General features: G+C 34.3%; 10 protein-coding genes and 1 tRNA gene. 8 read left to right on the forward strand and 3 right to left on the reverse strand.

The features are described from left to right. Positions 1-514: 514 nt before the first annotated feature. Positions 515-1582, reverse strand: coding sequence for a hypothetical protein (locus AAC024_RS06650; protein ID WP_339894495.1), 1068 nt, complete (start codon positions 1580-1582; stop codon positions 515-517). Between the two features lie 267 nt (positions 1583-1849). Here AAC024_RS06650 and dnaE point away from each other — a divergent pair, with 267 nt between their 5' ends. From dnaE to AAC024_RS06670, 4 genes are all read left to right on the forward strand, one after another. Continuing rightward, complete coding sequence (gene dnaE, locus AAC024_RS06655) at positions 1850-6238, forward strand: DNA polymerase III subunit alpha (protein ID WP_339894497.1); 4389 nt, start codon at positions 1850-1852, stop codon at positions 6236-6238. A 928-nt stretch (positions 6239-7166) separates the two neighbouring features. Further along, positions 7167-8900: a hypothetical protein gene (locus tag AAC024_RS06660; protein ID WP_339894499.1), complete on the forward strand. Its 1734-nt coding sequence runs from the start codon at positions 7167-7169 to the stop codon at positions 8898-8900. A 54-nt stretch (positions 8901-8954) separates the two neighbouring features. Further along, a complete protein-coding gene (locus tag AAC024_RS06665; protein ID WP_339894501.1) occupies positions 8955-9524 on the forward strand; it encodes a hypothetical protein in 570 nt (189 codons plus the stop codon). Between the two features lie 383 nt (positions 9525-9907). Then, complete coding sequence (locus AAC024_RS06670; protein ID WP_339894501.1) at positions 9908-10477, forward strand: hypothetical protein; 570 nt, start codon at positions 9908-9910, stop codon at positions 10475-10477. Between the two features lie 420 nt (positions 10478-10897). On the opposite strand, the gene AAC024_RS06675 is transcribed toward AAC024_RS06670, so the two are convergent. Beyond that, positions 10898-11221, reverse strand: coding sequence for a metalloregulator ArsR/SmtB family transcription factor (locus AAC024_RS06675; RefSeq protein WP_339894503.1), 324 nt, complete (start codon positions 11219-11221; stop codon positions 10898-10900). Next, positions 11211-11642 carry an SRPBCC domain-containing protein gene (locus AAC024_RS06680; protein ID WP_339894505.1) on the reverse strand — a complete coding sequence of 144 codons (432 nt, stop codon included), beginning with the start codon at positions 11640-11642 and terminating at the stop codon, positions 11211-11213. The genes AAC024_RS06675 and AAC024_RS06680 overlap by 11 nt, the downstream gene beginning before the upstream one ends. Positions 11643-11969: 327 nt before the next feature. On the opposite strand from AAC024_RS06680, the gene trxA reads away from it, so the two are divergent. The 4 genes from trxA (at position 11970) to AAC024_RS06700 (ending at position 14210) form a co-directional block, all read left to right on the forward strand. Next, positions 11970-12287, forward strand: a complete 318-nt coding sequence (gene trxA, locus AAC024_RS06685; RefSeq protein ID WP_139695772.1) for a thioredoxin — start codon at positions 11970-11972, stop codon at positions 12285-12287. Between the two features lie 145 nt (positions 12288-12432). Continuing rightward, entirely contained in the window at positions 12433-12975 is a 543-nt protein-coding gene (locus AAC024_RS06690) for an ATP-dependent Clp protease proteolytic subunit (RefSeq protein ID WP_339894508.1), read from the forward strand. A 150-nt stretch (positions 12976-13125) separates the two neighbouring features. Beyond that, a complete protein-coding gene (locus AAC024_RS06695; protein WP_339894510.1) occupies positions 13126-14055 on the forward strand; it encodes a DUF58 domain-containing protein in 930 nt (309 codons plus the stop codon). 81 nt (positions 14056-14136) lie between these two features. Beyond that, positions 14137-14210, forward strand: a tRNA-Asp gene (locus AAC024_RS06700). Positions 14211-14743 lie beyond the last annotated feature (533 nt).

Raw genomic sequence — 14743 nt, forward strand, 5'->3', positions numbered from 1 at the left:
AACAATTGCTACAATAATTATGACTTATATCATAAAAAGCAGAGGATTTTACGAGACTAAGTCATTGGTGATTAGACTTTTATAATGAATTAACACTAGTGGTGCGATTGATTTAATGAAAACTAATAGTTTGTAATTTATTACGAGTTATTTAACATGTTTACTACCAATTATTTTTTTTAAAAACTATGGCTTTTTTAAGTGATTCTTTTCTGTTTTTAACTTCTACAGCTGAGTACATGACAAAAATTGATAATATATCGGATGTCAATCTGAGCGCAGTCGAAGACATTGGAAATATCGTATTCAAAAGCATTTCGACTGCGCTCAATCTGACACTTTTATATTTTTGTCATGTACTAAACTTCTACAGAGATATGTCAAATGGAGATGTGTTTTTAAACACCTCGTTTCCTTTTGTAAATGAGATTAACTAAAGCTATAAAAAGGTTTAGCAATTCTAAACGCTTATATTTAGGAACGGTTAAACCTTTTTATAGGTGAGTTAAAATCTTTATTCTAATGCTTTAATTGAGTTGTTAAGTAATGCTCTGGCATAAGCTGGGTTGTGCACGCCCTGACTATGGTCGTAATATACAAATCTGTAGTTCCAGTATGCATCTGCAACATCTTTGGGATATTCAACATCATATACTAAATTACCCTCTGCATCAAGAATTCCTTTGTCGGCGAACAGTACTTCAAGCTCACCCATTAGCCCAGTAATTTCCGTTTGTAAATTGTTCATTAAAGACTCGGCGTCTGTGTGGCAAGTAGCGCAAGCTGTAAATGTACGTGACATAGTATGCAATCCGTCTTCACCAGTATTATTAGGTTCTCCCATGTGGCAGCTTACACAGGATGCGCCATTTCTATGTGTAGAAGAAATGGCTGCGGGATATTCAATATCTCCAGCAATTTCGGCACCATAAACGCCTTCAAGCATTATGGATTGTGCGCCATAGTGTGGGCCATAACGGTTAGGAACTTCAATCATACCGTCTTCATCAGCATCAAGTCTAGGTATTGTTCTGGGTTGGTGACATGTAATGCAGTTATTGCTTTTATCACCATAATCAATTACATAATCAAGATTGACTTTTCTTAAAGGAACAGGGTCAAAATTTCTCAAGGCATAATCGTAGCCATCATTTTCAAAGTCAAATGTGCCATGTTTATCATGACAGGTTGTACATGATATAGCCGTTGGATTTGCAAATTCAGCAGCAACAAAACCAGTTTCTTGATACTCTACATACCCTTCATTTGTATGGCATTCGGCACAAAAAGTCCTATTTGTATATTCTGCCAAAGTTTGACCTGTGTACATCATAGTTTGATTTGCATGACCAGACAGAGCATAAGACCCTTCAATAGGCGCTCTATGTTCGTTGGAGTGACATGAAATACAAGATTCTGCACCAACACCATTAGCCCCATCAACCCCATCAATGCCATCAATTCCATCTATACCATCAGTTCCTGCTGGTCCAGTAATATATTCTGTGTCATTGGTACATCCAAGTATCAATAAACTTGACATTAGAATGATTAAGTAACTTGTTTTGTTCAAGAGTTTCATAATATTATAATTTTTTAGTTACAGAAATTTTTAAATACCGAATAAAAGTATGTAACAATTATTACATGAAATATGATTTTTGTCATAAAAACTGGCTTTTAGATAGGTTTTTTTACCTGTTTACAACTGTTTACAACTGTTTATAACTTCACTTTAAAAACCTATCATTTCTATGTATTTTTATAGGCTCGTTACTGTTCTATACAAAACGCATATTTACTAATAAATAGAAATAAATCCCTCCCATTTTAGGAGGTTAGCAGGAGAATGTACTTAATTTTCGATACAGAAACTACCGGATTACCAAAACGCTGGAACGCACCCATTACAGATACCAATAACTGGCCAAGGTGTATTCAAATTGCATGGCAATTGCACGATGGTATGGGTAATTGTATTGAAAGTCAGGATTATTTGGTGAAACCAGAAGGTTTTAATATTCCTTATGATGCTGAGAAAATTCATGGTATTTCTACAGAGTTAGCTCAAGAACAAGGGATTCCATTAGCTGAGGTTTTAGAAAAATTTAATGAAGCTTTAAGTAAGACCAAATTTGTTGTTGGACAAAACGTCAAGTTCGATTTGAATATTATGGGTGCCGAATTTGTGCGTGGTGCTGTTGAAAACCCTTTACAAGAACTCCCCCTTTTAGATACCTGTACAGAACATACAGCAAGCTTATGTCAGCTTCCTGGAGGGCGTTATGGAAAATTCAAACTACCAACACTTACTGAACTACACGAATTTTTATTTAATCAACCATTTGCTGATGCGCATAATGCCACAGCTGATGTTGAAGCTACAACACGTTGTTTTTTAGAGTTAATTCGTTTGGGTGAATACAGCAAAGAACAATTGGATGTTCAGCCTGATTATTTTGAGAATTTCAAAAAAGAAAATCCCGATACTATCCAGCTAATTGGTTTAAAGCATGTCAACCTTAAAAAGGAAAGTGCTAAAATAAACGAGCGCATTAAAAAAGTTCAAGAAAGAGATGTTCCGGCTGAAGATATCAATCAAAATATATCAGAGTTAGCAGATGTAGATTTTGTGCATTTGCATAATCATTCGCAATTTTCGGTATTACAATCTACCATGAGTGTTGCTGATATTGTTTCGGCGGCAGCCAAATATAACATGCCATCAGTGGCGTTGACGGATCATGCAAATATGATGGGCGCGTTTCACTTTGTGAATGCTGTAAACAAACATAATAGTGGTGTTAAAGCTAAAATTGCTGAGGCAGAAGAAAAGGGAGAAACTACAGATGCAAAGCCTATAAAACCCATTATTGGTTGTGAGTTTTTTGTGTGTGAAAATCATCAAGATAAAACCAGAAAAGATAACGGTTACCAAATCGTGTTGTTGGCTAAAAACAAAAATGGCTACCATAATCTAGCAAAACTATCATCGCATGCGTATGTAGATGGGTTTTACTATCTACCAAGAATTGATAAAAAACTGATTCAGCAATATAAAGAAGACATTATAGTACTTACTGGGAATTTATATGGTGAAGTGCCAAGTAAAGTATTAAATGTTGGTGAAAATCAAGCTGAAGAAGCCTTGCTTTGGTGGAAGAACGAATTTGGAGACGATCTGTATGTAGAGCTCATGCGCCATAATCAAGAAGACGAAGATCGTGTTAACCCAACCCTAATTAAACTAGCCAAAAAACATGATGTGAAGTTAATAGCATCAAACAATACCTATTATCAAAATCAAGAAGATGCAAATGCGCACGATATTTTATTGTGTGTAAAAGATGGCGAAAAACAAGCGACTCCAATTGGACGGGGACGTGGTTATCGTTACGGATTACCAAATCAGGAGTATTATTTTAAATCGCCTGAAGCCATGAAGCAACTTTTTAAAGATGTTCCTGAGGCGATTTCTAATGTGCAAGAAGTAGTCGATAAGATTGAAGGATTTCAATTAGCTCGGGATGTTTTATTACCTGCTTTTGATATTCCAGAGGAGTTTAAACATGAAAACGACATAGCAGATGGCGGTAAACGCGGAGAAAATGCTTATTTAAAACATTTGGTATTCGAAGGTGCCAAAAAACGTTATGGCGAAACACTTTCTGAAGAAGTCCAAGAACGACTTGATTTTGAACTTAGTGTTATTGAAAACACTGGTTATCCTGGGTATTTCTTAATTGTTGAAGATTTTATTCGAGAAGCTAGAAATATGGATGTTTCGGTAGGTCCAGGGCGTGGTTCTGCAGCAGGTTCTGTGGCAGCGTATTGTCTTTGGATTACAAATATAGATCCATTAAAATACGATTTACTTTTTGAGCGTTTCTTAAATCCAGATCGTATTAGTATGCCAGATATTGATATCGATTTTGATGATGAAGGCAGAAGTCGTGTGATGGATTATGTGATTGAAAAATATGGATCAAGTCAAGTGGCACAGATTATTACTTATGGTACTATGGCTGCAAAATCATCCATTCGAGATACGGCGCGTGTTTTAGATTTACCATTATTTGATGCCGATAGAATTGCGAAGTTAATTCCGACGATGTCTAAACTCGGAAAGATTTTTGGATTAGATGAAAAGGAATTAGGAAAAAAGTTTAGAGCAGAAGATTTAGAAAAAGTTAATGAACTTTTAAATATAGCTGATGGTAATGATTTGCAAGCAGAAACTGTAAATCTTGCTAGAACGCTTGAAGGTTCTGTCCGTAATACAGGGATTCATGCCTGTGGTGTGATTATTACGCCTGATGATATTACAAAATTCGTTCCCGTAGCGCTTGCTAAAGACTCTGATTTGTATGTCACGCAGTTTGATAACTCGGTGGTGGAAGATGCTGGTTTACTAAAAATGGATTTCTTAGGATTAAAGACGCTGACTTTAATTAAAGACACCGTTAAAATAGTCAAAGCAAAACACGATATTTTACTCGATCCTGATACGTTTCCTTTAGATGATGAAAAGACTTATGAGTTGTTCCAAAGAGGAGAAACTGTTGGTGTATTTCAGTATGAATCACCTGGGATGCAAAAGCATCTTAAAGATTTAAAACCCACTGTTTTTGAAGACTTAATTGCCATGAATGCCTTGTACCGTCCGGGACCCATGGAATATATCCCAAGTTTCGTTAGAAGAAAACATGGTGATGAAGATATTGAGTACGATTTACCAGCGATGGAAGAGTACTTAAAGGAAACTTATGGTATTACGGTATATCAGGAGCAAGTGATGTTGTTATCTCAAAGTCTAGCAGGTTTTACAAAAGGTGAAGCCGATGTTTTACGTAAAGCGATGGGTAAAAAGCAAATTGCGGTTCTCGATAAAATGAAGCCTAAGTTTATTGAGCAAGCCAGTGCTAACGGGCATGATGCTAAAATTTTAGAGAAAGTTTGGAAAGATTGGGAAGCCTTTGCGAGTTATGCCTTTAATAAATCTCACTCCACATGTTACGCGTGGATTGCTTACCAAACGGCTTATTTAAAAGCCCATTATCCTGCGGAATATATGGCAGCTGTTTTGTCTAATAATATGAACGACATTAAGCAGGTGACGTTCTTTATGGATGAATGTAAACGCATGAAACTGGATGTACTTGGTCCGGATATAAACGAATCGTTTTATAAGTTTTCAGTAAATAAAGATTATGCAGTACGCTTTGGAATGGGCGCTATAAAAGGTGTTGGTCATGGTGCAGTAATGACGATTGTTGAGCATAGAAAAAAGGATGGACCTTATAAATCCATTTTCGATTTTGCGAAGCGAATCGATCTACGTGCAGCCAATAAAAAGGCATTTGAAAATTTAGCTTTGGCAGGAGGTTTTGATGGTTTAGATGATACGCACAGAGCACAATATTTTCATGATGATGGCAATGGGATTACCTTTTTAGAAAAGGCCATTAAGTATGCTCATAAACATCAAGAAAACGAAAATTCTGCTCAAGTAAGTTTGTTTGGCGAAGCTAGTGATGTGCAAATAGCAGAACCCGAAGTGCCGCCATGTGAAGAGTGGGGAACCATGGAGAAATTGAGCAAAGAGCGCGAAGTTGTTGGCGTTTATATTTCTGGGCATCCGTTGGATGATTTTAAAACAGAAATGAAAACCTTTTGTAATGCTACTGTTGGCATGTTTAATACTTTAGAACCTTATGTTAATCGTGAATTGGTGTTTGGTGGTGTGGTTACCGATGTACAACATCGCGTTAGCAAACAAGGGAAAGGATGGGCATTATTTACTATTGAAGATTATACCGATAGTTATGAATTTAGAATTTTTGGAGAAGAGTATTTAAAGTTCAGACACTTCTTGCTGAAGAATAGTTTTGTGTTTGTAAAATCATTTATTCGTGAAGGTTGGGTAAATAAGGATACCGGTAAGAAAAGTGATCCGCGATTGCAGTTTAATAATTTCCAGTTGTTGCATGATGTGATGGAACAATATGCAAAAAAACTATCTATTCAAGTTGATATAAAGGATTTGGATGAGCAAAAAATAATGGCTTTAAAAGAGTTGCTACATATGCACCCAGGCAACCAAGCGCTTAACTTTTTAGTTTATGATATTAAGGAAAAAATGAAGTTAAGTATGCCAAGTAGAAGGCAAAAAGTAAAAGTAAGTCAAGAGCTTTTAAGTGAGTTGGAGGCGCAGGATGTCCAGTTTAAGTTGAATTGATATTAATCGAACTGTCATTCTGAGCTTTTTCAATGGAAAAAAAGAGTGGGAATCTGTTTGTTGATTTCTTCGAGCTTATAGTTTCCTTTCAACAGATTGTTACGTTATCCGATAATTATCGGAACTCCTCACAATGACGAATTAATGAATGTTTTAATCTTTTTATGCAATAATCTTATGCCTATATTATAACCAACAAAAATAATACAGTTTTATACCCCGTGCTACCCCCGTGCTACCGCTAAGCTCTGCTTAGTGGTAACAACAATGAATTCTGAAAGCTTTCTGGAAATAAATGGAGGTTCAGTTTTCTTATTCTTACCGCCACTAAGCAGAGCTTAGCGGTAGCGTAGGTATTATGCTTGAATCGCCTAAATTTAAAAGTTTTGAGATTGATCGATTTTAAAAATCACATACAAATACACTAAATAATTAATTTTCTTTGCAATTATCAACATTATTTTAAACTTGAGCCTAAATTTATTGATGCAAAAGTAAAACGATTTTAGGGTTTAAATATTACTATTTTTTATAAAGCGTGAGATAATTGCATGAATGTTATAGCCAAAATCTTTCATTTTACGGGAAACCCACAGTAAGAATATTGAAAATGACTAAAATTTGCAAAAAAACACAACTTTATGTTGTAAGAATAATTTTTTTTTTTTTCATATTTGAGAGGTATTACATGAGGTTTATGTCTTAAAATACAAATATGAAATATTTTATGTTTAAGTTATAAAAACCTCTAATAGTATGTTAATAAAATATAAATATTCCGAGTATTAACTTTAAAACAAATGCCTATGAAATAGAACAAAAGTCACACCATTAGAGGATTTAAATTATTTTTGGCAAGAAACGCCTCTCCCGCTTTAATAAAAAGATTTTCAAGACTGACAAAAATATAAATTTAAAAAGTAAAAGAATGAAAATAAGTAACATATCTTTATTATTAATCTTTGTTTTGGGGTCATTATCTCAAAGTTGCAGTAATGAAAACTTTAAAAGTGATAATTATGAAACACAAAATGAAATTAATAATGAAGAGTCTAAAACAATTGAAAGTTTAGATTTGAAAGAAGCTGACAAATTTAAATTAAAATTTGGACGAGCTATGGCTCTTGCTATTAAGGAAAGTCCAGAACTTAGAAGGTTTATTAAAACAGAAGCGTTAAAAAAATTTAACAAAGATTATGATGTTTTGTACCATGCCGTAAAAGACAAACCTGTAAATTACAGACTTAAAACAAATGCGAAAAATAGTTCTGTGGCAACATTAAGCGGACTTGTGGAGAGTTATTTTAAAGATAAAAATGAGTTAGCGCAAATTGAACAACAATTGCCATTATTAACAATATTTGTTCCAGAACTGCCAGAAAATTCTTTTTCCGCAGAAACTTGGGATCCTAATGATGATGAACAGATTCCAGTAGTTGCTATAAGATTAGAAACTACTAACGAAGTCCCTATGATTGATGCTGTAAACAGTTATGAATATGTGTTAGAACAAGATTTAGTTCCTGGATATCCAGTAATTGTAATTAAAAATAACGAAAGATTAGCTGTGAATAATGGTAACAATAATTTTGGAAGATCAACAGAGATTTTAAACACGAGTGGCGGGCAAAGCTATCGATTTTTAGATGATAATATGAATGCTGAACTATCAATATTTGAACCAATTGACATAGACGACGGTAACGGCGGCGGTGGTGGCGGTGGTGGCAGCGGGTCGTGTAACCCTCCTGCTACAATCATCTCTGGTCGTCAAAATAATGTGGAACAATTTCTTAAAACGGCTTATAATGTATTTGATGGTAATGTATCACAACCTTGGCATCGGGATAATATTTACTATCAATTAACTCCAACACAAACTACGAATACTTATGTGGGCGGAAAATATTTAGAGGCTATTACATATTTTAAATTACAGGGAGATGCAGAATTAGTATTTAATAGAATGGCAAATCAAACTAATGGTTCTAATCTAGACCCTCAACGTGCAAACCAAAACTGGGAAAGAGAACGTCGTGTGCCATGGACAGACGGTAATTTTGAGATTGGAATATCTATTACCGATAATGCTAAAAATAGACCAAATATAAATTTCACGTTAGCTTTTAATGCTAGGCCTGATGATTTATTTACATATACGCATGAATCTGTTGTACGCCGCAGAGGCGCATGGCCAGTTAGATGGAAAAGAACTTATTGGAGACCAGTAATAAGTGATTTTAAAGGTCTTGATTTTACATCCGCAGATATAAACGCTACAGTATTGCATATACATGCTTGGGATTTAACAGAATATTCTAATATTTGGAACTTAGAAATTAAAGAAATAGATTTTACAACAGAGATAAGTACAAAAACATCTAACGTTAAAAAGTATAATACAAATGTAAATGTAGATACAAGTATTCCTTTAGGTGATAAAATTAAAGTAGGACTTAAATTTGGTGCTTCAACGGAAGAAACAAATAGTAGTGAAAGAACTCAAAAATGGGTTGAAGGAAGCGATATTTTAGGTAGAATGGAAATTCCATTTTCAGATCAAGTATTAATTAAAAATCCTTGTGATAATCAATTATATCCAAGGATATATAGAAATTCAAGTTCAATGCTAGAAATGCGACCAGTTCAGGTGCAATTTTAATAATTAATAAGAGTAGGCAGCAATTTTATTGCTGCCTACTTTAAAAATTAGGCCATGAAAATAATAGTAACAATATTAAGTATCTCTCTACTAGTTTCTTGTAATAAAGAAGATACACCAGTACCCCACCCCAATCTAGGTAATTATGAATTAATAAGTTTAACCTCTGATACTGCTTTAGATTTAAATTATGATAACATAAAATCTGAAAATTTTAAAGAAGAGCTAAGTGTTTATTATACTGGATTTAGAAAGCCTATGGACGATTTAATCTTTACTGAATCAACTTACGGTGCAAACAAATGGTATTTTAGGTTGTCCCTACCAAGAGATTTCTACTATCCTGAACTAGGAATTATAGACCTGAGATATAGCGACGGAGATTATTCTAAGATAGTTTTTTTAAAAGATGGTAAAATTGATAGAATAGCACATTATTATTATGATGGCTTAGAAGTAGACGCAGATTTTTTTATTAATGAACACTACCCATATCCTTACGATTTAACTTTAAATAGTGTTACTATGGTTACTGTAAAGGTAAAACAAATGTTTTTCGATTTAGAGCAAGACTTATGGGTTTTAGTAAATTTAGAGGCTGTGTTTGAGAAGGTGGTAGAGTAAGGTTTTAGTATTTTATTTCTCCCCGTGCTACCGCTAAGCTCTGCTTAGTGGCAACAACAATGAATTCTGAAAGCTTTCTGGAAATAAATGGAGGTTTAGTTTTCTTATTCTTACCGCCACTAAGCAGAGCTTAGCGGTAGCGTAGGGAAGTTAATTCTCAAGAAAGAAACGAGAAATGGGTTGAAGGAAGCGATATTTTAGGTAGAATGGAAATTCCATTTTCAGATCAAGTATTAATTAAAAATCCTTGTGATAATCAATTATATCCAAGGATATATAGAAATTCAAGTTCAATGCTAGAAATGCGACCAGTTCAGGTGCAATTTTAATAATTAATAAGAGTAGGCAGCAATTTTATTGCTGCCTACTTTAAAAATTAGGCCATGAAAATAATAGTAACAATATTAAGTATCTCTCTACTAGTTTCTTGTAATAAAGAAGATACACCAGTACCCCACCCCAATCTAGGTAATTATGAATTAATAAGTTTAACCTCTGATACTGCTTTAGATTTAAATTATGATAACATAAAATCTGAAAATTTTAAAGAAGAGCTAAGTGTTTATTATACTGGATTTAGAAAGCCTATGGACGATTTAATCTTTACTGAATCAACTTACGGTGCAAACAAATGGTATTTTAGGTTGTCCCTACCAAGAGATTTCTACTATCCTGAACTAGGAATTATAGACCTGAGATATAGCGACGGAGATTATTCTAAGATAGTTTTTTTAAAAGATGGTAAAATTGATAGAATAGCACATTATTATTATGATGGCTTAGAAGTAGACGCAGATTTTTTTATTAATGAACACTACCCATATCCTTACGATTTAACTTTAAATAGTGTTACTATGGTTACTGTAAAGGTAAAACAAATGTTTTTCGATTTAGAGCAAGACTTATGGGTTTTAGTAAATTTAGAGGCTGTGTTTGAGAAGGTGGTAGAGTAAGGTTTTAGTATTTTATTTCTCCCCGTGCTACCGCTAAGCTCTGCTTAGTGGCAACAACAATGAATTCTGAAAGCTTTCTGGAAATAAATGGAGGTTCAGTTTTCTTATTCTTACCGCCACTAAGCAGAGCTTAGCGGTAGCGTAGGAATCAAGCGCTTTACTTTTTAGTTTATGATATTAAGGAAAAAATGAAGTTAAGTATGCCAAGTAGAAGGCAAAAAGTAAAAGTAAGTCAAGAGCTTTTAAGTGAGTTGGAGGCGCAGGATGTCCAGTTTAAGTTGAATTGATATTAATCGAACTGTCATTCTGAGCTTTTTCAATGGAAAAAAAGCGTGGGAATCTGTTTGTCGGTAACTTCGATTTTTCAGCTTTCTATCAACAGATTGTTACGTCACACACTCCTCACAATGACGATATTGATTAAGCTTTTCCATCCAAATAATCCCCTAAATTACTCAATTTATCATCCCAGAATTGCTCATAGAATTTCATCCACTTATTCACTTCTTGAAGTTCTTTTGGGTTGGCGTTACAAAAGCGTTCGCGTCCTTGAGCATCAATAAATACCAAACCTGCTTCTTCAAGTGTTTTAATATGTTTGGTAACACCTTGTCTTGTCATTTCAAACTGATTTGAAATTTGAGTGATAGACAATGCTGAGGTTGCAATAACCAAGGCGTGAAAAATATCACGCCTAGTTGGATCTGCAATGGCCTTAAATAGTTTGGTGATTTTATCCTGCATTAACCGTTTCTTTTAAATAGCTAGTTAAACCAGAAATACAATTATCCCAGCCACCATTAAAACTTTCGAACATGGCTACGGCTGTTTCGCCAGCATAATTTGAAATTCCTGAGTGTTCTAAAAAGAGCTTTGTGCCGTTTGGTGTAGAAGTTAGTTCCCATTTTACGGTAGTTTCTGTTTTTGTATCGCCAACTATCCATGTATATATTAATAGGTACGGACTTGCGTTTTTTACTTCGCCACTAATAACAGTGCAACCTTTCTCGTTTGGAGGTGAAGTAAATGTGTACTTATATCCTTTTTCTGCTTTAAAATCAGCAGGGATAAACCAGGTAGATATTTCTTCGGCTTTTGAAATGGCGTTCCATACTTGGTCTATGGCGTGATTAAATACGATTTCTTTTTTGATTGAATCTTTCATTTTATTCGTTTTTTGATTAATATGCAACTTTGTGGTTGCTAAATTAAAGCAAGAATTCGATATACGCAACTTTTTAGTTGCTTAATTGTGATTTTGTTTTGGGAACGCCTATGCGCAAGGGATAGTAGAGGAAAGCCCACAGCGACCTTTTGGGAGCGAGGACTTGTAACGGATAGCCCGACCCTTGTGGTTGCGCCCAAAAAATTGAAATAAACCTAGCTAATGCTATCATAGGCAAAACAAATTGTTGGTTTGTAAGCTTTCGAGTTTTTTTTGACTAATTTTGTATGATTAAAACGAATTAAGAAATATTAAAATATAAATATTATGGCATTAGAGATAACAGATGCAACGTTTGAAGAAACGGTATTAAAAAGTGACAAACCAGTATTGGTTGATTTTTGGGCTGCTTGGTGTGGACCATGTAGAATGGTTGGACCAATTATAGAGCAAATTAGCGAAGAGTATGATGGTAAAGCTGTTGTAGGAAAGGTTGATGTTGATGCTAACCAAGAGTTTGCTGCTAAATATGGTGTGCGTAACATACCTACTGTTTTGGTGTTTCAGAATGGAGAAGTTGTTGGTAGGCAAGTTGGTGTTGCACCTAAAAATGCGTACACAGATGCTATTGACGGGCTTTTGTAATAGATAAGAAAAAGAAAGTTGAAAAGGTTTGCCGTATTGGTGAGCCTTTTTTTATTTTAGATGCAAATTAATAACGAAAGTGCTGAAAATGGTTGCCAAAGTTCTCAGCTTATAAAATAATTAAACGATTGAAAATTTAAAAGATATGAGTGAGCATAAAAAAATTCAAGATGCTATTGATAGTAAATTAATAGAACAACGTAAAGTGTTTTTATGGGGACAGGTTGATGATGAATCGGCTAAACATGTTATTGATAGGTTGATGTATTTGGATGCATTAGAGACTAAGGATATCCATTTATATATTAACAGCCCTGGAGGTTATGTAACTTCTGGTTTTGCTGTTTATGATGTTATGAAATCTTTAAAAAGCGATGTGTCTACCATTTGTACGGGTTTTGCAGCCTCTATGGGTTCACTAATATTATCTGCTGGTACAAAAGGGAAACGTTTTATTCAACCACATGCGCGTGTGATGATTCATCAACCAAGCGGTGGCGCTAGAGGACAAGCCAGTGATATTGAAATTACGGCTAAAGAGATTGTAATTACTAAAGAGTTAAGTGCGCAAATATTAGCTGATAATTGTGGGCAAACCTTTGATAAAGTCATGAAAGATTTTAACCGTGACCATTGGATGGGAGCAAAAGAATCTGTGGCCTACGGCATTGTAGATAAAGCGATATAAGCCCCTAAACAGCCCCTAACCCCCGAAGGGGGAATGCCACTGTTGTGGAAAGTGGGTTGCCGGTTATTAAAATGAATCTTTAAATATTAACAATACACTTTTACCTCATGAGTGTTCCTCCCCTTTGGGGAGGTTAGGTGGGGGCTTCTTATGAATTTACAAAACGAACTTAATAAAGCAGAAGGATTTAAAAACCTAGAGCTACTTGCAAAACAAGTGGTTGAGGGTTTTATTGCCGGTATGCATAAGAGTCCGTTTCATGGGTTTTCGGCAGAATTTGCTGAGCATAAAATCTATAATCAAGGTGAGAGTACGCGCCATATAGATTGGAAACTGTTTGCTAAAACAGATAAGCTTTATACAAAGCGTTATGATGATGAAACGAATTTGCGTTGTCATATTATTATAGATAATAGTAGTTCAATGAACTACCCGAAGTTGGATTCGTTTTCTATTAACAGCCTAAATAAGATTGCGTTTTCCGCATTGGCAGCAGCCTCTTTAATGCATATTTTAAAAAAGCAACGTGATGCTGTAGGCTTAAGTATTTATAGTGATAACTATGATTATTATGCGCCTGAGAAGGGGAGCGAACGTCATCGTCAAATGTTATTGAATCATTTAAGTGAAGCTGTTATTTCGAAACCTTTAAATAAGCAAACAGAAACCTATAAGTATCTACATGAAATTGCAGAAAAGATTCATAGGCGCTCTATGATTTTCTTGTTTACAGATATGTTTCAAACAAGTGAAGATGAAGTTAAGTTATTTGAAGCCTTAAGACATTTAAAATATAATAAGCATGAGGTGGTTTTGTTTCATGTGTTTGATAAAAAGAAAGAATTAAATTTCGATTTTGATAATAAGCCCAAACGTTTTATTGATGTTGAAACGGGCGATTACATCAACTTATACGCCGATTCCATTAAAGAAAGTTATAGCAAAGCAGTTGATGTGTATTTTGAAGCTTTACGATTAAAATGTGCCCAATACAAAATTAAATATGTTGAGGCAGATATTAATAGAGATTTCAATAACATCCTCACTACCTATATGATAGAACGCCAAAAGTTTGCTTGATGAAAGTTTTCTATAAAAAAGAGAAAAAAAGATTTGAGATATAAAAAAAGGCGTGTATATTTGCAACCGCAATAATGCAACGGTCTGGTAGTTCAGTTGGTTAGAATGTCGCCCTGTCACGGCGAAGGTCGCGGGTTCGAGTCCCGTCCAGACCGCTAAAAATTGCAAAAAAGAAAGCTCTGAGAAATTAGGGCTTTTTTTGGTAATTATAATGATGTTGTGTTGTTCCCGAAGGTAATTCGGGAAGTAGTTTACCAAAGTAACTTTGGTAATCCAATGGAAAGCTTTCCTTTTTTCTGAATAAGAAGATTGGGATGCTTTTTTGTTTTGGAGCCGTTTTGAATTTAAAATATAAATGTGAACTTTCATAAACAACGGTGTCTAATAAATGCTATTAATCAATATAGAGGGGCTGCAAGAAATTGTAGCTCTTTTTTTTGTTTTTAGGTAAACTTCTCAATAATTGGATAATTGAAGGTATTCGTTTAAATGAAAATGATATATTATTAAAGAATTTAAAAACAGTATCTTAATAATAGTAAGTAAAAAAAGACTTACCAATTTTTTTATTATATTTATTATTTTAATGGGTTTCTTAAAATTTACAATATTGCTAAAATAAATCTAACCATATTTTGGTACATTCTCTCTACGTATAAATTTTTAAAAACTATCACAGTTGATTATT

It is taken from the genome of uncultured Algibacter sp. (assembly GCF_963976535.1).
In the GTDB taxonomy this organism is placed as follows: domain Bacteria; phylum Bacteroidota; class Bacteroidia; order Flavobacteriales; family Flavobacteriaceae; genus Algibacter_B.